Origin of the sequence: Halomicronema sp. CCY15110, from assembly GCF_016888165.1 — a bacterium.
Lineage (GTDB): Bacteria > Cyanobacteriota > Cyanobacteriia > Phormidesmidales > Phormidesmidaceae > Halomicronema.
The window spans coordinates 91,935-115,514 of sequence record NZ_JACSWC010000299.1 but is presented as its reverse complement, the minus strand read 5'-3'; the positions used below and the strand labels follow the sequence as shown (position 1 = coordinate 115,514).

At 54.1% G+C, this 23,580-nt stretch carries 23 protein-coding genes and 1 riboswitch; of the genes, 13 read left to right on the top strand and 10 right to left on the bottom strand.

Annotated features, from left to right (window positions below):
- Positions 1-108: 108 nt before the first annotated feature.
- On the bottom strand, positions 109-1,488 hold the full coding sequence (gene fumC, locus JUK32_RS13240) for a class II fumarate hydratase (RefSeq protein ID WP_204139324.1): 1,380 nt from the start codon (positions 1,486-1,488) through the stop codon (positions 109-111).
- Between the two features lie 264 nt (positions 1,489-1,752).
- Between fumC and JUK32_RS13235 the strand changes: the two genes are divergently transcribed.
- The gene (locus tag JUK32_RS13235; protein WP_309224541.1) at positions 1,753-2,331 is read left to right on the top strand and encodes a Uma2 family endonuclease; all 579 of its coding nucleotides are present in this window, start codon (positions 1,753-1,755) and stop codon (positions 2,329-2,331) included.
- A gap of 24 nt (positions 2,332-2,355) precedes the next feature.
- Here the strand turns inward: JUK32_RS13235 and JUK32_RS13230 are convergent, their stop codons facing one another.
- Positions 2,356-2,646 carry a hypothetical protein gene (locus tag JUK32_RS13230; protein WP_204139323.1) on the bottom strand — a complete coding sequence of 97 codons (291 nt, stop codon included), beginning with the start codon at positions 2,644-2,646 and terminating at the stop codon, positions 2,356-2,358.
- Between the two features lie 97 nt (positions 2,647-2,743).
- On the bottom strand, positions 2,744-3,784 hold the full coding sequence (locus JUK32_RS13225) for a stage II sporulation protein M (RefSeq protein WP_204139322.1): 1,041 nt from the start codon (positions 3,782-3,784) through the stop codon (positions 2,744-2,746).
- Between the two features lie 277 nt (positions 3,785-4,061).
- Between JUK32_RS13225 and JUK32_RS13220 the strand changes: the two genes are divergently transcribed.
- The 5 genes from JUK32_RS13220 (at position 4,062) to JUK32_RS13200 (ending at position 11,188) form a co-directional block, all read left to right on the top strand.
- A complete protein-coding gene (locus tag JUK32_RS13220) occupies positions 4,062-4,943 on the top strand; it encodes a DUF975 family protein (RefSeq protein ID WP_204139321.1) in 882 nt (293 codons plus the stop codon).
- A complete protein-coding gene (locus tag JUK32_RS13215) occupies positions 4,940-5,746 on the top strand; it encodes an RDD family protein (RefSeq protein ID WP_204139320.1) in 807 nt (268 codons plus the stop codon). The genes JUK32_RS13220 and JUK32_RS13215 overlap by 4 nt, the downstream gene beginning before the upstream one ends.
- Positions 5,747-6,359: 613 nt before the next feature.
- The gene (locus JUK32_RS13210; RefSeq protein ID WP_204139319.1) at positions 6,360-7,751 is read left to right on the top strand and encodes a hypothetical protein; all 1,392 of its coding nucleotides are present in this window, start codon (positions 6,360-6,362) and stop codon (positions 7,749-7,751) included.
- Positions 7,752-8,088: 337 nt separating this feature from the next.
- Positions 8,089-9,462 carry an O-antigen ligase gene (locus tag JUK32_RS13205; RefSeq protein WP_204139318.1) on the top strand — a complete coding sequence of 458 codons (1,374 nt, stop codon included), beginning with the start codon at positions 8,089-8,091 and terminating at the stop codon, positions 9,460-9,462.
- 466 nt (positions 9,463-9,928) lie between these two features.
- Complete coding sequence (locus JUK32_RS13200) at positions 9,929-11,188, top strand: cysteine desulfurase-like protein (RefSeq protein ID WP_204139317.1); 1,260 nt, start codon at positions 9,929-9,931, stop codon at positions 11,186-11,188.
- Positions 11,189-11,242: 54 nt separating this feature from the next.
- On the opposite strand, the gene JUK32_RS13195 is transcribed toward JUK32_RS13200, so the two are convergent.
- The 6 genes from JUK32_RS13195 to JUK32_RS13170 form a co-directional block, all read right to left on the bottom strand.
- Positions 11,243-11,821, bottom strand: a complete 579-nt coding sequence (locus JUK32_RS13195; RefSeq protein ID WP_204139316.1) for a DNA-3-methyladenine glycosylase I — start codon at positions 11,819-11,821, stop codon at positions 11,243-11,245.
- Positions 11,822-12,215: 394 nt separating this feature from the next.
- Positions 12,216-13,190 carry a hypothetical protein gene (locus JUK32_RS13190; protein ID WP_204139315.1) on the bottom strand — a complete coding sequence of 325 codons (975 nt, stop codon included), beginning with the start codon at positions 13,188-13,190 and terminating at the stop codon, positions 12,216-12,218.
- Between the two features lie 286 nt (positions 13,191-13,476).
- Positions 13,477-13,806 (bottom strand): type II toxin-antitoxin system PemK/MazF family toxin, encoded by a 330-nt coding sequence (locus JUK32_RS13185; protein WP_204139314.1) that lies wholly within the window; start codon positions 13,804-13,806, stop codon positions 13,477-13,479.
- On the bottom strand, positions 13,803-14,024 hold the full coding sequence (locus JUK32_RS13180) for a hypothetical protein (protein WP_204139313.1): 222 nt from the start codon (positions 14,022-14,024) through the stop codon (positions 13,803-13,805). The genes JUK32_RS13185 and JUK32_RS13180 overlap by 4 nt, the downstream gene beginning before the upstream one ends.
- Positions 14,025-14,109: 85 nt before the next feature.
- Positions 14,110-15,282 (bottom strand): molybdopterin-synthase adenylyltransferase MoeB, encoded by a 1,173-nt coding sequence (gene moeB / locus JUK32_RS13175; RefSeq protein ID WP_204139312.1) that lies wholly within the window; start codon positions 15,280-15,282, stop codon positions 14,110-14,112.
- Positions 15,283-15,375: 93 nt separating this feature from the next.
- Entirely contained in the window at positions 15,376-15,582 is a 207-nt protein-coding gene (locus tag JUK32_RS13170) for a hypothetical protein (RefSeq protein ID WP_204139311.1), read from the bottom strand.
- 167 nt (positions 15,583-15,749) lie between these two features.
- A riboswitch (guanidine-I (ykkC/yxkD leader) is annotated at positions 15,750-15,889 on the top strand.
- Positions 15,890-15,976: 87 nt separating this feature from the next.
- Here JUK32_RS13170 and speB point away from each other — a divergent pair.
- The 6 genes from speB to JUK32_RS13140 all read left to right on the top strand — a co-directional run bounded on the left by speB (position 15,977) and on the right by JUK32_RS13140 (position 22,165).
- Positions 15,977-17,149, top strand: a complete 1,173-nt coding sequence (gene speB / locus JUK32_RS13165) for an agmatinase (RefSeq protein ID WP_204139310.1) — start codon at positions 15,977-15,979, stop codon at positions 17,147-17,149.
- A gap of 277 nt (positions 17,150-17,426) precedes the next feature.
- Positions 17,427-17,807 (top strand): hydrogenase maturation nickel metallochaperone HypA, encoded by a 381-nt coding sequence (gene hypA, locus JUK32_RS13160; RefSeq protein WP_204139309.1) that lies wholly within the window; start codon positions 17,427-17,429, stop codon positions 17,805-17,807.
- A gap of 123 nt (positions 17,808-17,930) precedes the next feature.
- Positions 17,931-19,289 (top strand): type III glutamate--ammonia ligase, encoded by a 1,359-nt coding sequence (gene glnT / locus JUK32_RS13155; RefSeq protein WP_204139308.1) that lies wholly within the window; start codon positions 17,931-17,933, stop codon positions 19,287-19,289.
- Between the two features lie 56 nt (positions 19,290-19,345).
- The gene (gene hypB / locus JUK32_RS13150; RefSeq protein WP_204139307.1) at positions 19,346-20,035 is read left to right on the top strand and encodes a hydrogenase nickel incorporation protein HypB; all 690 of its coding nucleotides are present in this window, start codon (positions 19,346-19,348) and stop codon (positions 20,033-20,035) included.
- Positions 20,036-20,078: 43 nt separating this feature from the next.
- On the top strand, positions 20,079-21,131 hold the full coding sequence (locus tag JUK32_RS13145; protein WP_204139333.1) for an ABC transporter substrate-binding protein: 1,053 nt from the start codon (positions 20,079-20,081) through the stop codon (positions 21,129-21,131).
- 185 nt (positions 21,132-21,316) lie between these two features.
- On the top strand, positions 21,317-22,165 hold the full coding sequence (locus tag JUK32_RS13140) for an ABC transporter permease (protein WP_204139306.1): 849 nt from the start codon (positions 21,317-21,319) through the stop codon (positions 22,163-22,165).
- A gap of 80 nt (positions 22,166-22,245) precedes the next feature.
- On the opposite strand, the gene JUK32_RS13135 is transcribed toward JUK32_RS13140, so the two are convergent.
- Complete coding sequence (locus tag JUK32_RS13135; RefSeq protein WP_204139305.1) at positions 22,246-22,629, bottom strand: four helix bundle protein; 384 nt, start codon at positions 22,627-22,629, stop codon at positions 22,246-22,248.
- Positions 22,630-22,742: 113 nt separating this feature from the next.
- On the opposite strand from JUK32_RS13135, the gene JUK32_RS13130 reads away from it, so the two are divergent.
- A complete protein-coding gene (locus JUK32_RS13130; protein WP_204139304.1) occupies positions 22,743-23,513 on the top strand; it encodes an ABC transporter ATP-binding protein in 771 nt (256 codons plus the stop codon).
- Positions 23,514-23,580 lie beyond the last annotated feature (67 nt).

Sequence of the window (23,580 nt, the reverse complement as noted above, 5' to 3'; positions counted from 1 at the left end):
TAGGATTCTCCATCTCGATGACCCCATGTTTTCTGGCAGCATCCTACTACAACATGACTTGTGTGTACTTAGTAGCTTCTCTAAGGAGAGGCACCGGAACCTCATCCCTCACACCATCTGCTCCGGCTGCACCTGCTGGTCAAACTCCTCCCCCGTGAGAAAGCCCAGTTGCACGCACGCTTCCCGCAGGGTCGTGTTCTCCGTGTACGCCTTTTTCGCCACCTGGGCCGCCCGGTCATAGCCGATCGCCGGGTTCAGCGCCGTCACCAACATCAGCGAGTTCTCCAAAAACTGCTGAATCTGCTCGCGATTGGGCTCCAACCCCACCACCAAAAAGTCCGTAAAGGTGCGGCAGGCATCCGTCAGCAGCCGAATGGAATGCAGCAAATTGTGAATCATCACCGGCTTAAACACATTCAGCTCAAAGTTGCCCTGGCTGGCGGCGATGCTGATGGCGGCGTCATTGCCCATCACCTGCACACACACCATCGTCATGGCCTCGCACTGGGTCGGGTTCACCTTCCCCGGCATGATCGAGGAGCCGGGTTCGTTGGCGGGCAGCTTCAGTTCCCCCAGGCCGCAGCGGGGGCCGGAACCCAGCCACCGCAGGTCGTTGGCGATTTTCATCAGAGCGGCGGCGAGGGTTTTGAGGGTGCCGCTGGTGGCGGCAATGCCGTCGTGGGCCGCCAGCGCCGCAAATTTGTTGGGCGCAGAGACAAAGGGCAGTTGCGTATAGCGGGCAATTTCCGCCGCAACCTGCTCGGCAAAGTCGGGATGGGTGTTGAGCCCAGTGCCCACGGCGGTGCCCCCCAGGGCCAGTTCATACAGCTCTGGCAGGCTCGCCTCGACGCGGTGAATGGCCTTGTCCAACTGCGCCACATAGCCGGAAAATTCCTGGCCCAGGGTCAGGGGCACCGCATCCATCAGGTGGGTGCGGCCAATTTTGATGATGTCGGCAAAAGCGTCCGATTTTTCCGCCAGGGCCGATTGCAGGCGGCGCACCGACGGCAGCAAGTGATGGACGAGTTGCTCCACCGCCGCAATGTGCATCCCCGTGGGAAACGTGTCGTTAGATGACTGCCCACAGTTCACCTGGTCGTTGGGATGAATCGGGTCTTTGCTGCCCAATTCGCCTCCGGCCAGCTCAATGGCCCGATTGGCAATCACCTCATTGGCATTCATATTCGTTTGGGTGCCACTGCCCGTCTGCCATACCCGCAGGGGAAAATGATCGTCCAGCGTGCCCGCAATCACCTCGTCTGCTGCCTGCACAATCAGCTCGGCTTTGGCCGCGTCCAGCTTGCCTAAGTTGCGATTCGTCACCGCCGCCGATCGCTTCAAAATGCCAAACGCCCGAATCAGCTCGCGGGGCATCACGTCATCGCCAATGTCGAAATGGTGGAGCGATCGCTGGGTTTGGGCTCCCCAATAGCGATCGCTGGGCACCGCGATCGGCCCCATGCTGTCCGTTTCCGTGCGAGTAGTCATTGGCTGGCAGTTGGCAAAATCACAATTTCTGACAGTAGCAGATGATTTTGACGGGCGATCGGAAAAATTGGGAATCAGCCGCCATCGACTTGCCCCGCTCTCCCCAAAGTCCGGTGCGTGATGTCAGTTCTGCAAATGTTGGCGACAGCGGTGAATTCATGATCTGTGGTCCTACTCAAAGCATCGAGATTAATCACCAGAGCCCATTCCTGTCGAGGAGCGATCGCTATAATTGCACTTACCATCACTATTTCTACTTGAACTGTGGTCGCAGCATCGCCTTCCCCCTCCCAGCTTCGCCTCCTTTCGGTGGCTGACTATTACCGCATGGCCGAAGTCGGGATTCTCAGCGCCGATGAACAGGTGGAGTTGTTAGCGGGTCAAATCATTCAAAAAATGCCCAAAGGTCCCGCCCATAGTGCCCTCTGCAAACGCCTCGAAAAGTTGCTGGAGCAGCGTTTGGGCGACCAAGTGCTCGTCCGCTTACAGGATCCGATTCACTTAGATGACTATTCCGAACCGGAACCCGATATTGCGGTTGTGCATCCACAAGCTGACTTTTATGCGACGGCTCACCCCACCCCCGCCGCCGTTTACCTGATTGTTGAAGTTGCCGATACGACGCTGGAGCGAGATCTCGGTAGCAAGGCTGCACTTTATGCCGCCGCCGGCATTGCGGACTATTGGGTGTTGAACGTGGCAGCCCAACAGTTACATATTTTTCGAGAACCCAGTCCCGACGGGTATCAACGTCAACTGATTTTGAGGGCGCCACAGGCGATCGCCCCCAAAATCTTTCCCACTTGCGAAATTACCGTCCAAGCCTGCTTTGGCCTGGCCTGACTGCCGTCCCACCCGGTGTTGCCGTCAAAACGGTAGATGGACAGATTCCAGCAGGTCGGAGAGGACACGAATGGCGCGTTGACCGAAGCTGGCGGACAGAAGACCCACCACTAAAGGGAGGGCGATCGCCCCCACCAGTCGCCCGGTGTCCACCGCCGCCCAACTGCCGTAGGTCATATCCACCGACAGCCACAGATACGCCAGCACGGGAATGCCACTGAGCACCGTGCCCAGCAGAAAATATCGGAGGGCGATCGCCACTCGCTGGGTTGTTGTAACTTCAGATCCTGGGTGATTAGACATTTGGGTAGCCATAGTTACTCCTTAGAGCAAAATTACAATGGCGGCAAAGCTAATTCCAGAGAATGCAATGGGAAAAAATTGTGGGTAGCTTGCTCTTCGTCCCCGCCGCCTATTGCAGGGCATGATCAACCGCTGACGCTCCCCGCCGCGTTGCTTCAGCGGTTTGCGGCGATCGCTGCAAGCAATAGGACACCAACACGCAGAAGATCACCGTCCCTGTCGCGTACTTCACCATATTGGGAATCAAGGGGCTGGGAGAATAAAAGCCCTCGATAATGCCCGCAATAATCAGCATCGGCACAATGCCGTAAACCAGTTCCGCCGCCTGCCGTCCGTAAACCTGTAGGGCATCAAGGCGGCGATACTTGCCCGGCAGCAAAATCGCCCGCGCTAGTAGCAACCCCGCCCCCCCGGCAAAAAAGATCGCCGGGAGTTCCAGTGCCCCGTGGGGAAAAACAAACGCCCACAGGTCATAGGCCAAATCGGTCTGCGCCACCAGCGTCGCTACCGAACCAATCATCAACCCGTTGAACACCAGGATGTAGACCGTGAACACCCCCGGCGGCGTGATGATCGGCACCTGGGGCAAAAAGAACGCCACGCCGCCAAAAATGGCGTTAAAGCAGACCGCAATGTTGTTCACCATAATGGCGCTAGAGGCGACGGGCTCCTGCCCCAGAATCGAGACCGTCCAGAGTTCTTCGCTCTCTTGAACTTCGGCCACAAAGCCGGGGCCGAGCACCAGCGACATAAACGCCGGGTCTTGCCAGGCATACCACCAGGCAATGAAGCCGCTGATGACGAACAGCGCCGTCGCGATCGCAATGTAGCCCCACGATCGCCGCACCGCTGCCGGGAATCCGTGTTGATAAAACTTAACGACGGCCTGCCAGTCTTGCCGTCGGGAACCTTGATAAATCTGACTGTAGCTCCGGGACGTTAACCCTTGGAGGTCGCGAATCAGCGCTTCGCCCACATCCTGGGTGCGCGCCCGCGCTAAATCGGCGGAGACCGAGCGATAGAGACTCGCCAGGGTTTTGATTTCAGCGGTCGTCAGGGTGTCGAGTCCCTGTTTCTCCGCCCGGTTGAGCAGGTCATCGAGCTGCCGCCAACTGGTCTCGCGTCTGGCTATCCAACGTTGAATGTTCATAACAATCAGGGGCGATCGCGAAGGGCTCACCTACGATGTGGGCAGATTAAGCAAATCCATCATCTCTGCCCACGTTATACCCTCTCGACGCCTTCAGGAGGTTTCACACCAGAAAATATCCACACCATTTGGGGCAATTGTTGCCCATGGTGTCGCCCCCCTCCCGACCACCATTGCAAAGTTGACGCGGCCTGAGGTCACCGGGCCAAACCGTCCCCACTGACCTTGATGGCCTCACCGCGCCCCCTGCTGTCCCTTCCTCATCCCCAAACTGCCCATGGCTTCCCAACCCGCTTCCCCCATCCGCCCGCTGAATGTTGGCGATGTCGTCAGTGCCGCCATTAGCTTATTTCGCACTAACTTTGGCACCTTCCTTGGCCTCAATCTCAAATCGGTTTTGTGGTTTATGGTGCCGGTTTACGGCTGGGCCAGAGGGCTGATGATTCAGTCGCAGATTGCCCGCCTCGGCTTTCGCGAACTGAGCCGCCAACCGGAGACGGTGAATCAATCTTTGCAGGCGATCGAACCGCGACTCTGGACGTTTTTGGGCATTGGCCTACTGGTCTGGCTGATTCAAGCGGCGGTCGGTTACGCCGTCTCCTTTGCGGTGACGATTATAACCATCCCGATTTCCATCCTTGGCAGTGCTGGGGGCGAGGCCGCCGCTGCTCTGTCTGGGCTGTTGGTGGTGGTGGTGGTGCAGTTGGTGGTGTTCGCGGCGCAGCTGTGGATACAAGCACGACTTTATCTCTGGAATTTAATTTTGGCGATGGAGCCGGAGATTGAGTCCACCACGGCGATTAATCGCAGTTGGGAACTGACCAAAGGCAATGGGGTGCGGGTCTTGTTTTCACTGCTCATTGCCTATCTGGTGATGTTGCCGCTATATGCGCTGACGATGGTCATTCCCGTCCTCATTGCCCTCCCGTTTTTAGGCGGGCTGCTAGAAAGTGATGCCCCCAGTGCGGCAGCATTGCTGGGGCTGCTGCTGGCGGCGCTGGTCTTTATCGTGTTGGCGATCGTGGTCAGTATCTTTACGGCTCCCTTCTTTCAGACGATTAAGTCGGTGTTGTATTACGACCTCCGCAGCCGCCGCGAAGGGATTGATATTCAGTTTCGCGATCGCCCCCGTGATCAGCGTGAGCCCAGAGATTCATGAGCCTATTCAAGACCATCTCGATCCAAACCCCCGAGAGTGTAGAACTCGAATTTACCCTGGCGGGCATTGGCAACCGCGCCCTTGCCCTGCTGGTGGACTATCTGCTGGTGTTTTTGCTGCTGTCGTTGGTAGCGATTTTCAGCGCGTTCCTCAGTGAGCAGCTGACCAGTGTCTTTTTGGCGCTGGGGGGCGATGCTGACGGGCTCAATCTATGGCTGACCGCGATCGCCTTGCTAGCCACGGCGGCCATTTATGGGGGCTACTTTGTCGGGTTCGAAACCTACTGGCAGGGCCAAACCCCCGGCAAACGCTGGACTAAAATTCGCGTCATCAACGACAACGGCAAGCCTGAGGGCGTCTTTCAGGCGACGTTAAGAGCCCTCTTACGCCCCGTCGATGACATTCTCTTCCTCGGCTTTTTCTGCATCATCTTTAGCCATCAAGAAAAACGCCTCGGCGATTGGCTGGCCGGCACTCTGGTGGTGCAGTCAGAAACAGTAGTCGGTGAGGCCCAGGTCAAGATTTCACCGGCCGCCCAAACCTTGGCCGCTGATTTGATGGAGCAGGCCCAGATTGGCAACCTCTTGCCCGATGACTTTGCCACCCTGCGCGCCTATCTATTACGCCGCCAGGTCATGACCACCGCCGCCCGCAAACAGCTGAGTGTCCAGTTGGCGCAACAGCTGCAAGCCATGATCGAACTCTCAGAACTGCCCCAAGCTGAAATGCCCGCCGAGCAGTTTTTAGAAGCGATTTATGTGGCTTACCAACAGCAGTTTGGCGATCGCCGCCGCGCTTACTAAAAGGCACCCTCTCCACCGTAGATCAACGTACTCACCAAGCTCCCTCAACCAGCTTGGCCATTTAGGAGCGCGCCGCCCCACCAATTTCGTCCTTATTATTACGGAGTCAGCGGCACCTGGACTTTACATAAGCTTTAACTTCGCTTCTCAAGTGTGAAGTGTCCGAGAATAGAGTCGATCTGGGGTTCGGCAATTCACCTTTTATTTCTAGGATTACACTGTGAAATCAATCTTAATGGGCAGTTTATTCCTGAATTTCACGGATATGTCTGCGAGCGATCGCGGATGACTGGCCTCAGCCTAGGCTGCTTCTAGCACTGGCAAGTTGACCCAAAAAAGCGAACTCCCTGGCAGTCACTCTCAGTGTCACGATAGGCATTCCCTCCAGACATAAGCAAGCGGTTAACATGATTCGATAAGAGAAATTGAAAGTCTTGAGTCACCCCAAAATGATGGTTAAGATTCATCTACTGCCTAGTACTGCCGAGCGATCGGGTGGCCAAGACCAATTTTCATGGGTTTTACTGGATGCCTCAAGGGTTTAAGCGGTCACAGGCTGAACTATGCAATTGTTTAAGAGTCAAGAGGTCTAGACATGCAGCAGATTAGACAAATGAATCGTTCTATTCGTGAATCTGGGCTGTTAGCGATCGGTGCATTTACGGCCTGTGTGGCTCTGTCAGTCTTTGCCTCGACCAGGGTTGAACCAACCTATACCGCCGATGCCAAATTGCTGTTTACCAAACAGAACAACGCTTCGGTGTTAAACGACTTTGCCGGTGCCGGCGGCGATCGGCTGGAGTCTTTGCTGAATGATCAAACTCCGTTGACCACACAGATGGAGATTATTCAGTCGCGGCCAGTCCTGCAAGAAACCATCGAAATTTTGGGGCTGCAGGGCGAAGATGGCGACTTGCTTGCTCCCGATGCCCTACGTGGCAGCTTAGAAGTCGGGATTGTTAGTGGTACCGACGTTCTCCAGCTTAACTACGTCAGCGCCGACCCCGACACAGCCGCCGCTGTAGTTAATACGATTATTGATCGATACCGAGAATACTCAATTACCCAAAACCGCGCCGAGGCTAGCGAAGCGAAGGAGTTTTTGCTGGCTCAGCTGCCGCAATCAGAGCTCGCTGTTCAACAAGCTGAAACTGAGCTACGCGACTTTTTAGAGCAGAATAATATTGGCGTTCTTGAGGAAGAAGCGACTTCCCTGGTTAATCAGGTTGAGCGGTTGGCCGGAGAGGCCGCCGCTGTTCAATCAACCTTGGAAGGCACCCGTGCCCAAGCCAACGCTCTCCAAAGTAAAATTGGCCTAACCGCTGACCAAGCGTTTTTGGTGGGCACAATTCGTCAGAATCCGGGTGTTCAAGAAGCGCTTCTGGATTTACAAGAAGTTGAAAGAGAAATGGCCGCCGAGGGCTCCCAGTTCAAGCCCAGTAGCCCAGTCATGAGGCAGCTACAGTCTCGGAAGGATTCATTAGAAGCGTTCTTACAAGAACAAATTGCATTAGCAGGCGGTGGTTCAGGAATCTCTCTAAGCAGAATTCAAGGGGCAGGAGCCGCAGGCGACGATATTGCGCAGGTGTTAATTCAAGACTTTGTGAATACAGAGGTTTCTTACATTGGCTTGCAACAGCAGTTAACGACCTTGCGCAACGCCCAAGCAACCTATCAGCAGCGGCTATCCAGCATTCCTTCCCTGAGTGCTCAAAAACGTGCCCTAGAGCGCCGCGTCACAGTCGCCGAAGATACCTACAGTGCCCTATTAACGCGAGTCCAAGAGCTAGAAGTCCAAGAGAACGAAGCCACTTACAACACCACAGTAATTGAACCTGCAAGTCCGCCATTGACGTCTGATGGCGGTGCTACCAAAAAGTATCTCGCTGTTGGTGTATTTGCGGGGGCGGTTGTGGCCTTAGGTATTGTTATTGGCACTCAAGTGTTATCTTCCCCCTTGGTCAAGACCACTAAACAGCGAGAGTTAGCCAAAACTCAACATTAGAATCAGTGGTAAGAAATCAGGTTTCTACGATGTGTCGAGGGCAGACTATAGGCAACTAAAACCCCTTTAATTAGTGGCAAGAATGACTTGCGATGTCATCCTGAGCTCTTCAAGCTTTCATCGTCAGTTAAGTCGATGATGGGGCGATTGGTTAGTGAATTTGATTGTCCCATGCTGTCTCCAAAGCTTAATCCCAACTGAGGAATCTCCTCTAGATCGTTCGACTATTGGTTCGCAAATCCACTAGCTGCATCCGCAATATTCAGTTCATAGCACCTTTAGAAGTTCAAGACAAAGCTCATATTCCTGCTATTTTTTAGCATCCTAATATTCAAAAATGATTCCTGCAATTACATTCGTTCAAGACGTCACAAGGCCGGCCTTCAATTTTGCAAAGACTGATTTATTTGCCAAACTTGAAAAGTGGTTGATCCTTGCCTATCTAATCCTATTTTCTAGAGGGATTGTAACTCTCATAATGACTGGTGGTGCTTCAGAAGGTGATGGTGGAGGAGGAAACCATGATTACAGCTTCCTGACTCTACTATGGTTGCTAAACTACCTCATTACTACTTGTTTATTCGTCTTAAAGTGGAACGTGATTAAAGATCGGTTGCTAGCAATTATCTCTAACAACTATCTTTACTGGGTATTTCTGATGTTTATTGGCTTGTCTGTTATTTGGTCTGAGAAACCAGATGAGACAATGAAGGCAGCGATTGGCATGGGGGGGACGGTTATGTTTGGCTCCTATATTGTCTGCCGTTACAGCTTAAAGGAGCAGTTCAATCTGCTGATTACGTTTTTCAGTGTTGTGCTGGTGACCAGTTTCCTGTTCATGCTCATTCCAGGATATGGAATTGATTTTGGTAAACACGCTGGGGCATTTAGAGGGATTTACAGCCATAAGAATATTTTCGGGCCAGTCATGACCATGAGCACCTTTACCTTTCTCATTTACTCAAAAACGAGATTTTGCGTTAATAAAAAGCTGGCTTACTTAGGATTTGCTGCGAGCTTCATGATGGTTGTGGGCTCTAGGTCTTCATCGTCTCTGGTATATACATCGCTCCTTATTTTTCTCGTGCATGCTATTCAGGTCTTACGGCTGCGGGGACAGTTGTTTGCTTGGTCTTTGATGGCTTTGGCGAGTCTTTATTTCTTTATCGTTACCTGGCAAGAAACGATTACAAACACAGTTCTCAGCTGGTTAGGAAAGGATCCTACGTTGACCGGCCGTACTGACATCTGGGATGTCATGTTGGAAAAGATTCAAGAAAGGTTGTGGTTTGGCTATGGGTTTGACGGATTTTGGCACGGAATTTATGGCGAGTCATTTTATGTGCGAAACGCTGTCAGATGGGATTTACCCAATGCACACAATGGCTATCTGGATCTCGCTATAGAAATTGGGATTGTTGGTTTGGCCCTGCTTATGCTGGCGATGTGGATATATTTTGTCAAGGGTCTGGCTATTCTCAAAAATGATTTTTCGTGGCCCCATGTTTGGCCGATCGCATTTATTTTTTACACCCTGATGATTAATATGAGTGAGAGCTCATTGGCTAATCAAAATAGCTTTCAGACCATTATGATGACGATCGCATTTACATCGGTGTCTCTTGAGTTCAGTCAGTTATTTAGGCCGACCGCTGCCCCACCTGATGAGTTATCGAGTGCTCGAAGTGAGCTGATGCAGCGTCAACTTTGAACGGTTAGCCTGGGTACGAAGCCAGCGAAACTGCATAAAAAACGCAAGAACCTGTTGGGGAGGACTCCAATTTACTCAAGCGGCTTCGCTCAAACGATACGACTAACCGACCCACTACAGGGGTGGCTGTTGACTAGGCATCTTAAAGCTCCTAGCAAGAGCAGCCTTAGCTCAGTGTCTGGATTTTCTGGGACCGAAACCCTTTGAGCATCATGATGATGTCAAGAGCGCTGCATCGCTACTTTATGGGTGTCTGTTAGGTATTGTTAAGGAATGTAAAAGGGTTGTAAGAGCCGGGGGGAGCCGATCTCAATCTCCAGGTAGTGGCGATACCTTTAATTCAAAAGACATCGGTAAAATGGCCTCAGTCACTGGCGATTCTACCGATCGCGGATCCGCCGTGAAATGCTGTTTTTCTGAAACCCTGTTTTTCTATTGAAGGCTGACGATATAGTCTGCAAGCTTGATGCCTCATCCTTTTCTCACGGCCCCAAAGCCCCTAGATCTTGATTTTGTGCGGTCTCACTTTCCGGCTCTTGATCAAGGCTGGACATTTTTTGATAATGCTGGTGGGTCACAGATTTTGCGTCCGGTGGTGGAGCGGATTACCAAGTTCCTATACGACTCAAACGTGCAGCTCGGGGCATCTTACGAGGTGTCCCAAGTCGCTTCTGACCGGGTGGCTCAGGGCACGGCCGCGATCGCTCAACTCATTCATGCCCCCGACCCCGACACGGTCGTTCTTGGCCCTAGCACCTCAGCCTTGTTCCGCATGTTGGCCTACTGCTGGGGGCAGACGCTGCAACCGGGCGATGAAATCATCGTGACCAACAGTGACCACGAGGCCAACATAACCCCGTGGATGGAACTGCAGCAGCAGGGCGTCATTGTCAAAATTTGGCAGGTCGATACGGCTTCCCTTGAATTGCGATTGGCAGATTTGACCGCGTTGCTGACGTCCCGGACGCGGCTAGTGGCCGTGACTCACACCTCTAACGTGTTGGGCACGATTAACCCGATTCGGGCGATCGCCGATTGCGTTCATGCCCACGGGGCATTAATTTGCGTCGATGGTGTCGCCTACGCGCCCCATCGCCAAGTGGATGTACAAGCCCTGGACGTAGATTTTTACGCCTTTAGTTTGTACAAGGTGTATGGCCCTCACTTAGCCATGCTGTACGGCAAACGCGAACATTTACTGACGTTGCCAAGTTACAACCACTTTTTTATCGAACCAACGGCCATTCCTTACAAGTTTCAGCCAGGGGGCACAAGTTATGAGTTGAGTTACAGTCTCACGGCAATTCCCGACTATTTTCAGGCGTTGGCCCAGCACCATGAGCCGACGGTGGCAGCCCAGCCACCCTCAGCCCAAATCAAGCAGGCTTTTGACCTGATTCAGCGGCATGAGCAAGCTTTGAGCGATCGCCTCCTCACCTTTCTTCGCAGTAAGCCCAAGGTTCGTGTTATCGGCTGTCCTGAAGCTGATGCTGACCAGCGAGTTCCCACGATTTCCTTCGTCGTAGAGGGGATGTCCAGCGATATGTTGCCGCCTCGTATTGATCCTCACCAGATTGGCATTCGCTACGGCCACTTCTACGCTCTCCGGCTGATTGAAGATCTCGGCCTCATGTCCCAAAATGGGGTGGTGCGGGTGAGCATGGTGCATTACAACACCCTAGAAGAATGCGATCGCCTGATTGCCCTGTTAGATACTCTTATTTAAATTCACGATTCCGGTGGCTGTTGGGGGTAATGAGTCGCGATCGCGATCGTCCATTCACGGTTTGGTCAATTCCTTAATTTCTTCGTAACGAAAGCAGTCGGTTGTGTGGTCGTTCACCATGCCCACTGCTTGCATAAATGCATAGCAGATCGTTGAACCGACGAAGTTGCATCCTCGTTTTTTCAAATCTTTGCTCATCATGTCCGAGAGTTCTGTTTTGACTGGAACTTTCGCCATGGATTGCCACGCATTTTGCTGGGGAATGCCATCGACGTAGCGCCAGAGATAAGCGTCCAGTGAGCCAAATTCCGCTTGAATACTCAGGACGGCGCGGGCGTTCTTGATGGCTGATTCGATCTTGAGTCGATTGCGGACAATGCCGGAATCGGAAAGTAAACGTGCCACGTCTGCTTCTGTGTAGCTGGCAATCTGTTCACAGTCGAAGTTGTGAAATGCCTTGCGATAGTTCTCGCGTTTCTTCAGGATGGTGAGCCAACTCAACCCCGCCTGCGCCCCCTCTAGAATCAAGAACTCAAACAACAGCCGATCGTCATGAATCGGGATGCCCCATTCATGATCATGGTAGGAGACGTAGAGCGGGTCGTCGCCGCACCATTCGCATCGCTTGGTCATCTTTTCGTTCCTGGCTCAACGGTGAAGTGCAGCAAAATTATGCAACATCGCGATCGCTGCCAGTAGTTGAGTTTGTGGGGAGTGGGGCGATCGCAGCTTGCCTATCCGCATCCAGGTTCCTGAGTTGCGCGATCGCCTGCTCTAAAAGTTCAGTCATAAAAGTAAGGCTATCCAGCCTTAGTCGGATTATAACGAAGCTGTAGTGTGCTTCGTGTAACGCCTTGCGACATCTCTGGCGAAGGTTGACTTCTTAAAGGGTAGAGGTGAACGCGATATCGTCATCATCCTGCAACTCGGAGATAGCGATCGCTTCCCATTTTTAAGTTACATTTAAAGAGACAATATTCTTTCATAAGTATGCTGCCATAAACCTCGACAGAGACATTCACTTTTATCAGTCTAATTCAACTAAATCTTTCGCCAACTCAATAGATGCGTCATCGAGTTTCGACTGATCCTTGCTCAGAATATAGACTAAAGCCTTAAGATTGAGATTTTCGCGAAAGATTCGCCTCATTGTACTAATTCTTGTTTGAATCGAGCTGTAAGTATAAAGACCGATCGGAATTACTTTCATTAAGTCTTCGCCGCTTGCGTAAGACTCGTAATAGTCAATGAAGAATTTCTTGCCCATCTTACTTAGAAGCCTTTCAAGCAGAACCTGTTCGTCTTCAGATATAGAAATCTCTTTTTGTTGTCGCTCGACACCTTCTCTCGTTAAAAATGCAATGCTATATTGCGGTTCATCCTCCTGGCTGTGTTTCACAAAGAACAGACTTCTAAATTCTTCAATTTCTGAGATTTCGGGAGCAAGCTGCTCACAAAACCGATACATAGAAATACATTTTTGCTGGATTGATTCTTTGACTGTCTTCACCACAGGATGCGATTCTGGGTCCTTATCCATTAAATAATTAAAATGAGCTGGGATCAATACAATATTCCATAAAGAAGAGAAGAACAGTGGGTGAGAAGCCAGTCCCCATACGTGGGAAATAATGTAATTCTTTACTGTGCTATGTTTGCCTGTACTAATAGTTTGGCCAAGATATCTTTTTATAGAACGTCTATTCTCATGATTTCCATCGTTGTCAATTTTGATATTGAAAGATGGATAAGCAGGCAAGTGAGTTTCATTTTCTCTTGTTAAGACAATAGCTTCTGCTTTATTTCTAACGCCCAAAGCCTCATGATGAGATGGAGAATACCGGATAGGAAACTTGCCGCCAGCTTTATAAGCTTCGATCATTTCTTGATTTCTTTGCTGAACGATCTCTGGCGGCATGAACAAAGTGCTTTCTAAAAAAGCTTTCACAAATTTATGTGGGTTTCCATAAAGTGCAATAAGTTGGTCTATCCCATCAATCATATCTGCGTCTCCTGCTTAGTTTTGGAAGGTGAAAATTTAATTATTTCCACAATATTTCCCGAAATGTTTCACTCTTCAACACCCTGGGATGACATTTTGAGTTGAGGGGCTTGCTAATAAGAAACAGGGTGAGCAAATACCCACCCTTCTAATCACTGAACTAATTAGGTCAAGTTAATATTGCGGGACGGAGGGGGCGATTTCTTCGCTCCAGGCGAGGTGCCGCCTGCGACGTTGGTGCCAGTGATGCCGCTTTCTTTGAGGATAATGTATGAGTTAGCGCTGGCTATTCAGCTAGAGCAACTTTTACACAAGCAATGATGCCTTGCCAGTCCTGTGACGACAAGTGCCCAACCACACTCAAATTGGCTGAGCGGGGCAATGTCACAATGAAGCTGCGAAAAATGGATGGCACTCGCAATCCCGCTGCCTGCCAGTCCTGAAGCACGCAATCCGTGACGCCCAAATTCTTGGTCTGAGAGGTGATTAGGCCAAGGATGATGTCGGGGCGAATGGCATGATATTCGTGGGAAGATAAAACCACTGCTGGGCGACGCTTCACGCCCGTCACACCAGGGAAATCAACCGTTACGACATCACCTGGCTGATAACTCACTCAGCAATCTCGCTATCTTCAGAAAACGCAGTCATCGCGTACTGCAAAGAAAAGGTCGTTAGATCGAGTTGATCTTGTTCTGTCCAGGTGTCGCTGTCATCTATGGCAGCATTTTCCTGAACCAAGCTATTGAGGATCAGAGTTGCCAGTTGTAGACGCTCAGTAGGGGATAACGTCGACAAAACGCGACTATAGATTTCTTGAATCGCAGTAGGCATGTCTACCTCGCTTCGCGTATGCCTAAACCTAACAGTTAGGGTAAGCACTGCCTACCCTAACTGTCGTTGAATTGACCCGGCTGAGTTAATACTGCGGGACGGAGGGGTCGATTTCTTCGCTCCAGGCGAGGATGCCGCCCGCGACGTTGGTGCCAGTGATGCCGCTTTCTTTCAGGATGCCGAGGGCCTTGGCCGATCGCACTCCCGATCGACAGTGAACTACCAGCTCGTGACCGTTGAGCAGTGACTTCACCTTGTCCACACCCTCACCCTTTTCGATGTCGGGTAGGGGCACCAGCACCGCCCCGGGAATCTGGGCGATCTCCCACTCATGGGGGTTCCGCACATCTAGCAGCAGGACGTTGTCGCCTTTCGCATCGAGCAGGGCCTTCAGCTCTTTCACGCTCATTTCTGGCACGGCGGACTGCTCCGCTTCCTCAGCCGCCTTCGCTTGGGGAATGCCGCAGAACTGCTCATAGTCGATCAGCTCTTCAATGACGGGGCGCACCGGATTAGGCCGTAGTTTCAATTCCCGGAAGGTCATATCCAGAGAGTTGTACAGCAACAGGCGACCGCTGAGGGTGCGGCCTTTGCCGATGATGATTTTCACCGTTTCCGTCGCTTGGATGACGCCGATGATGCCCGGCAAAATGCCGAGGACGCCGCCTTCCGCGCAGGAAGGTACCATGCCGGGTGGCGGCGGCTCGGGGTAGAGGTCGCGATAGTTGGGGCCATCTTCGTAGTTGAATACGGTGGCCTGACCCTCAAACCGGAAGATCGAACCGTAGACGTTGGGCTTGTTTAGCAGCACACAGGCGTCGTTGACCAGATAGCGGGTGGGGAAGTTGTCGGTGCCATCGACCACCACGTCGTAGGGTTCGATAATGTCGAGAGCATTCTCCGACGAGAGGCGCGTTTCATAGAGATCGACCTGGCAAAAGGGGTTGATTTCCTGAATGCGATCTTTAGCCGATTCGATTTTGGGCTTGCCGACCCACGAGGTGCCGTGGATGACCTGTCGTTGCAGGTTCGACTTATCCACAATATCGAAATCGACGATGCCGATGCGGCCAATGCCCGCTGCGGCCAAATATAGCAGTAGGGGCGAGCCGAGACCGCCGGTACCAATGCAGAGTACGCTAGCCGCCTTCAGGCGCTTTTGCCCTTCCAGACCCACTTCGGGCAGAATCAGGTGCCTGGAAAAGCGCTCGTACTCCTCTGGATGCAGTTGAATTTCATCGAGGTTGGGATTGAGCATGTCGTTGAAGCAGAAGCGTTAACGCTAATTACAGAGGGACAAACTTAAGCTGGACAAGGGGGTCGCGTAGTCACAGGATGATTATTCTACCCTTCATTGTTGTGTCTGCGGCGATCGCGCCCTCAGTCCTGTGGCGATCGGGCAACCGCCCGCCCTGCCCGGCTCACTCACCCCCGCGATCGCCCCTTGCCACATCTGCACCAAGGCCACCAAAAGCCTTGACTGGCAAGGGCTGGCGCTTACCCTCTCCGCTCGATACAGCCGCCCGCCGCCCCGCCCCAGCGCCGCGTCAAACTTCAAAAAGATTCATAAACTCAGCCGCTGGGCCGCCAGAGTCGTGAGCACGCGATCGCGCGGCGATCGCTGCCGACCAAATAAAACTTCCGTAGCCTCAGCTACGGTCCGCTCACAGTTCGCTTGGTATTAATGCAGATATTCAGTTTTCAATTCCCCGTACTGAGGGGGTTATGGTTAGCTTCTAGGGTTCCGATTCAGGCTGGCTTGCACGGTTTGAATGTCTGGTCCGAGAGAAGCGGCTGGTTCAAGGTTTGGCTAAGCATGCCTCAGACTTTTTGCCAGTACACGGCGGGATAAAAGCCCGGGAGGTTAGATAGAGATCTTGTCTCTGTCGCCCTCTCGGGCTTTCGTTTTGGTGCTGAATACGCTGGCAAATGACCTGTCAAAGGAGATTGTGATGACGGATGAACCCACCTTTCGCCGCCCCAGTGAGGCCAATGAGGCGTTGCAAAAGGAAGCGCGCTTGCCCATGACGGGCTGGCAACAAGAAGTTGACCAAGGTTTGACCTACGGGCTAGAGGCGGCAGAGAGCATTCGCGATCGCACCATTCCCACCTTTTCACGCGGCGAGTTGCCCCACTACGCGGGCATCAACACCTTCCTCAAAGCGCCCTATTTAGAAGATGTGCGGAAGGTGGGGAACTACGATGTCGCGATCGTCGGCGTGCCCCACGACTCTGGCACCACCTACCGCCCCGGCACCCGCTTTGGCCCCCAGGGCATCCGCAAAATCTCCGCCCTCTACACCCCCTACAACTTTGAGCTCGGGGTCGATCTGCGGGAGCAAATCACCCTCTGCGATGTGGGCGACGTGTTCACCATTCCCGCCAATAATGAAAAATCCTTTGACCAAATTTCCAAAGGCATTGCCCACATTTTCAGCTCCGGGGCCTTCCCGATCATTATGGGTGGCGACCACTCCATCGGCTTCCCCACCGTGCGCGGCGTCTGCCGTCATTTAGGGGATAAAAAAGTCGGCATCATCCACTTCGATCGCCACGTCGACACCCAGGAAACCGACCTCGACGAACGGATGCACACCTGCCCTTGGTTCCACGCCACCAACATGGCCAACGCGCCCGCCGAAAATCTCGTGCAGCTCGGCATCGGTGGCTGGCAAGTCCCCCGGCAGGGCGTCAAAGTCTGTCGCGAGCGCGGCACCAACATCCTCACCGTCACCGACATTATGGAAATGGGCCTAGATGCGGCGGCTGATTTTGCCATTGAAAAAGCCACCGACGGTACCGACTGCGTGTGGATCAGCTTCGACATTGACTGCATTGATGCGGGCTTTGTCCCCGGCACCGGCTGGCCCGAACCCGGCGGCCTGATGCCCCGCGAAGCCCTGCACCTGCTCAAACGCATCGTGCAGGAAACCACCGTTTGCGGCATCGAAATCGTGGAAGTCTCGCCCCCCTACGATGTCAGTGACATGACTGCTCTCATGGCCACCCGCGTCATCTGCGACACCATGGCCCATCTGGTCGTCTCCGGTCAGCTACCTCGCCAGGAGAAGCCGGACTATATCAGCGACGAGGCGAATATGAACGTTGATCAGGCGTGGGAGTAGAAGTGTGTGAGGGTGGCAGGGTGTGGGGGTAGCAGGGTGGTAATAGGTGGAGTGGGTGATGTAGGCGAATGGAAAAATCGTTCGGAAGTGATCTGATTTTTTTGTAAATCCCAACCTTGGAAACGAGAAATCGAGGATTTCAGCCTGATTGCGTAAGGCTTCCATCACACACCAAGCTCACCTACCCTTCACCCCACCCACTTCACTCACTCTCCCACCCCCTACCCAGCCACCCCCTACCCAACCACCCATTCACCCTCACACTCCTACCGCCGCCATGCACGAAACCGACATGACCAAGGCCCTCGTCATCACCCTGCGAGACTGGTGGGAGTCGCAGCCCGATCGCCCGCCCGTAGAAAAGGTGTTTCTCACTGTGGGCAAGTTCACCTGCGTCGAACCCGCCAGCTTGCAGTTCGCCTTTGAGGTGCAGACGCGGGGCACCTTTCTCGATGGGGCCGAACTGGTGATTCAAGAAACGCCGCTGATCGCCTTTTGCCACCCCTGCCAGGCCGAATACCGTCCCGAAATCGGGCAGCAATATGCCTGCCCCACCTGCCGATCGCCCCTCGACGATATTCGCTCCGGTCGGGAACTCAAAATCGATCGCGTGCAATATGCCCAGACTGCGCGATCGCCCAATTCCCCCATCCCGTAGGGGCGAGGCATTCTCGCAGTAACTTTTAAGCCTCAACCACAACATTTCAAACGAGAATGCCTCGCCCCTACCGCACCCGAATGTTTCACCGACCATCGCTGCCATCCCCTTCTCCACCCACCCATGACCACCGACACCATTGCCGAAATCGCCACCCTCAAATCTTCGCTGGAATCCCAGGGCGTCAAATATGCCCTCGCCAGCTACGTCGATATTCACGGCATGTCGAAAGCCAAAATGGTGCCCCTGAGCCACCTGGGCCAAATGATGCAGGGCTCCGAACTGTTCACCGGGGCGGCCCTGGACGGCGTGCCCCAGGACATCAGCGACGAAGAAGTGGCGGCGATGCCCGATGCCCAGTCCGCCACCATCCTGCCGTGGAATAAGGAAGTGGTCTGGTTCGCCAGCGATCTGTACCTGTCCGGTCAACCCTTCGAGGCGTGTTCCCGCATCATTCTGAAGCGGATGTTGGACAAAGCCGCCAGCCTGGGCTTTAAGTTCAACCTGGGCATTGAGACGGAATTCTTTGTGTTTAAAGAAACCGAGCAGGGGTTTGAGCCGATCAGCGATCGCGACACCCTGGCCAAGCCCTGCTACGACCTCACCGGCCTGCTCGACAACTATGGCTGGCTTACCGAACTGGTGGACACCATGAACCACCTCGGCTGGGACGTGTATTCCTTTGACCATGAAGATGCCAACGGCCAGTTTGAGACCGACTTTGCCTACGCGGATGCGCTGACCATGGGCGATCGCCTCACCTTTTTTCGCCTCATGGTGAAGGAAATTGTGCGCAAACACGGCTACTTCGCCAGCTTCATGCCTAAGCCTTTCGCCAACCGCACCGGCAGCGGCGCGCACTACAACATGTCCCTCGCCGATCTGGAGACGGGCAAAAACCTGTTTGAAGACCCCAGTGATCCCCGTGGCTGCCAGCTCTCGAAACTCGGCTATCAGTTCATCGCGGGCGTCCTGCGCCATGCCAAAGCCATCTGCGCCGTCACCTGCCCCACGGTCAATAGCTACAAACGCCTGATCCGCAAAGGCAGCATGTCCGGCTTCACCTGGGCCCCGGTCTACATTTGCTACGGCAACAACAACCGCACCAACATGCTCCGCATTCCCCTCGCGGGGGGACGGGTGGAGTGTCGCGCCGCCGATATTTCCACCAACCTGTACCTGGGGGCGGCGATGATGCTCGCAGCGGGACTGGAGGGCATCGAACAGGAACTCGACCCCGGCGATCCCCACACCGAAAACATGTACAACTACACCCTGCCGGAACTGGATGCGATGGGCATCGATCTGCTGCCCCGCACCCTGTCAGAAGCGGTTGACGCCTTCGAGCGTGACCCGCTGAGCCAGGCGGTGATGGGGCCGCTGATGTATCGCACCTACACCGATTTCAAACGCCAAGAATGGGAGGACTACCACACCCACATCTCCGACTGGGAACACCAACGCTACCTGAAATTTTTCTGACCCATTCACGCATCCTGTACGGGCGCACGGCCGTGCGCCCCAACCCTTTTAAAACCATGCACCAAATCATCGACGACACCCTCGGCATCAACCTCCTCCACGCCAACCAGGAAGGCGCTGACCACAACCGCACCCACTTCGACGCCTGGGGCATCACCTGCATAAACCTGATGAGCAGCCCCGGTGCGGGCAAAACCGCCCTGCTAGAAAAGACCCTGGCGGCCCTGACGACTGACCTCAACCTGGCCGTGATCGAAGGCGACATGACCACCGAACTCGATGCCGATCGCCTCCGCCAATACGACGTTCCCGTGATCGCCATCAACACGGGCCGCGCCTGCCACCTCGACGCCCGCATGGTCGCTGGCGGCATTCACACCCTGAGCCATGACTATGCGCCCCAAGACCTCGATATGGTGATTGTCGAAAATGTGGGCAATCTCGTCTGTCCCGCTGAGTTTGGAGTGGGAGAACACGCCAAAGTTGCCCTGCTTAGCGTCACCGAGGGCGAAGACAAACCGCTGAAGTATCCCGTCATGTTTCGCGAAGCAGATGTGCTTCTGATTACAAAAATTGATCTCGCTCCCTATTTAGATGTGGATCTAGCGCTGATCGAAGCCAACGTGCGCCAGATCAATCCCCACGTCACCGTGATCCCGGTGTCGGCCAAGTCTGGGGAAGGATTAGCGCTCTGGTTTGACTGGGTGCGCTCTGCCGTGAAGTCTCCAGAACTGACTTCTGCCTGATCAAGTGTTTGCTGTCTAGTTTGTTCACTGTCTCAACACCATGATGAAACGTCGCTCTCTCTTGCCAGTGTTACTGGCGTTCTTTTGTACCCTATTTGTCACCATCGGGTGCGCTCAAGACACTGCCGACGCCCCGACCGATACTGATACCGCTGGCGAAGCCGTCGAATTCATCAATGAAACGCCCATTGTGATGGGCTACAGCAGTTGGGCTGGTTGGTGGCCTTGGGCGATCGCCGAACAAGAAGGACTCTTCGACGCCAACGGCGTCAACGTGGAACTCATTTGGTTCGACGGCTATTTAGAATCCATGCAAGCGCTCGCCTCTGGACAACTCGACGCCAACTGCCAAACCCTCAACGACACCATTTCCTTCGCCGGAGAAGCCGTGAATGGCGAAGTCGCCGTGGCGGTGAACGACAACTCGGCGGGTAATGACAAAGTCATCGTGTCGGCGGAAATCGAGACGGTTGCTGACCTCGTCGGCGCATCCGTGGCGCTGGAAGAAGGCGTCGTTGGCGACTTTTTGCTGACCCTGGCCCTGGAAGAAGCGGGCCAATCCCGCGATGATGTGAATATTGAAAACCTGGAAACCGGCGCTGCCGCTGCCGCCTTTGCCGCTGGACAAGCCGACGCCTTTGCGGGTTGGGTACCCTTCTGGGAAACGGCGCTGACCCGTGAAGGCAGCAAAGAACTCACCAGTTCTGCCGACTTCCCCGGTGCCATCCCTGACCTGCTCGTGGTGACCCAAACCCTGATCGACGAGCAGCCAGAAGTGGTGCAAGCCTTGGTCAACACCTGGTTCGACATCCTCACCTTTATTGACGAAAACCAGGAACGCGCCTACGAAATCATGGCCGATCGCGCCAGCGTGGATGCCGCTGACTTCGAAAAGTACCTGGAAGGCACCCGCTTCTTCACCCTCGAAGAAAACCTGGAAGCCTTCAGCCCTGGCGACAGCATGGTGCATATGCCCTACGCCGCTGAAGAGATGGCGAACTTCATGGTCGAAGTCGGCTTCATTCCCGAAGCGCCGGATCTGGAAGCCGTGTTGGATGACCAGTTTGTGACGGCCTATGCCGAGGCGAATGCGTAGGGGAGTGTGTTGGCGAAGCCTGCCCTTAGGGCTTGGGTGGCAGGGTGTGAGGGTGTGAGGGTGTGAGGGATTCACAGCCCGCTACCCAGCCACTCTGCTACCCAGCCACCCTACTACCCAGCTACTCTCACACTCTTCCTCAAAACCGGGCATTCTCAATTAGCCGCTCTCTCGCAGGTCTCATCATGACAGTCGTCTCCTCTCCACCCACGTATACAGAGTCGTCTACAGCGGCCCCTAGCCTGAAGCCGACGGTGTTTTGGCGCATTGCTGAGGACATCCCAATCCGGCTGAAATGGGTGCTGATGGTGATGTCGGTGTTGGTGCCGTTGTTGCTGTGGTGGGCGATCGCGAGCACCGGCTGGATTGACAACAAGTTTCTACCGACGCCCGGCATGGTCATCGCGTCCCTGGTGACCTTGTGGCAAGAGGGCTATTTGCTGACCGACACGCTGGCGAGCTTTTTGCGGGTGTCGGCGGGCTTTTTGCTGGCGGCGCTGGTGGCGATTCCGCTGGGTATTGGCATGGGGGCGTTTCGCAGCGTGCGATCGCTGCTAGAACCCCTCGTCGGCATCGTTCGTTACATGCCCGCTCCGGCCTTTATTCCCCTTTTGATCATTTATTTGGGCCTGGGTGAAGAACCGAAAATTGCGCTGATTTTTATCGGTACCGTGTTTTTCAACACGCTGATGATTATGGATGCGGTCAAGTTTGTGCCCAAAGAGCTGATTGAGACGACTTATACCTTGGGGGGCGATCGCCGCCAGGTACTGATGCAAGTCATCACCCCCTACGTTATCCCCAGCCTCTTTGACACCCTGCGCGTCAACATGGCCGCCTCCTGGAACCTGGTCATCGTCGCCGAACTCGTCGCCGCCGACAGCGGCCTCGGCAAGCGCATCGCCATCTCCCAAAAATTCTTTCAAACCGACGACATCTTCGCCTGCTTACTGGTGCTGGGCCTCATCGGATTCATCCTCGATCTCTCTCTGCAAGCTGCCATGCGGATGACCTGTCAGTGGGCGGTGAAGTAGGTGCGGTGAAGTAGGAGTGGAAGGGTGTGAGGGTAGTTGGGTGGCTGGGTAGTTGAGTGTGAGAGTGTGAGGGTAAACAACTACTGGACTGTCCATTGAGAGGCGTTTTTGACCATATTGGCAAGCTGACCCAGCACTTGGTCGTAGGCACGATAGAGGTTGCGAGCTAATTCCGGTTCAAGATATTGGCATTTGACAGAGAACTCTAGCCAAATTTGGGTCTCGGTCGCCTCGGCTTGACAGTCATACAGCTTTGCTACGAAAGCGGCCCGATAACGTCGCTTCCGCCATGCTTCTCCCAAATTTGCACAAACAGAACGTGAAGACCGTCGAATCTGATCCGTCAACGAATACCGCTCTTCCACTGGAAACCGTTTAGAAGCCTCAAAAATCTCCATCGCTGCCGCAAATGCTGTCTGATACACCTCCAAATCCCGATACACCCTGACTATTCCCTTACCCATACACCCGCACCCTGTGTAGACAGACACTTCCAGAATTCCCCCTTTTCCACCCAAGCACCCTCACACCCTGCTACCCAACAACCCAGCTACCCAGCTACCCTCACCCCAAACCCATGCACCTGGAAATCGCCAAAGTCCACAAACAGTTCAACACGCCCCAAGGCCCGCTCGTCGCCCTCAAAGACATCAACATGCACGTTGAAACGGGGGAATTTGTGTGTGCCGTCGGCGCGTCGGGTTCCGGCAAGTCCACTTTGCTGCGACTGGTGGCGGGGCTAGAGATGCCCACAGCGGGGGAAATCACCGTGGATGGGCAGCCGGTGATTGGGCCGGGGGCCGATCGCGGCATGGTGTTCCAGAGCTACACCCTCTATCCCTGGATGACGGTGCAGGAGAATGTGGAATTTGGCCTGAAGCTGCAAGGTATGGCGGCCAAGCAGCGGCGCGAAGAAGCGTCGCGCTATCTGGATGTGGTGGGGCTGGCGCAGTTTTCGCGATCGCTGCCCAAGGAACTGTCCGGCGGTATGAAACAGCGGGTAGCGATCGCCCGCGCCCTGGCTAACCATCCCAAAATCTTGCTGATGGACGAACCCTTTGGCGCTTTAGACGTGCAGACCAAAGAAAGTATGCAGGAATTTTTACTGGAACTATGGGATCGCCTGGGCATCAGCATTTTGATGATTACTCACGATGTCAGCGAGGCCGTGTTTCTCTCCCAGCGCATCTACGTGCTCTCAGCGCGTCCTGGCACGATCGCCGCAGAAGTGAGCATCCACCTGGGGCCGCACCGCGCCTATGCCGTCCGCCGGACTGACCCGTTTCACCACCATTGCGACGAAATCATGGATCTCCTGCGCGGTACGACGGCCAAGGTCGCCCCTTAACGGTTGAGAACGGTTGGATGCAGTGAACGATCGCGACCAATTTCGGTAGATTGAGAGCACTGATACC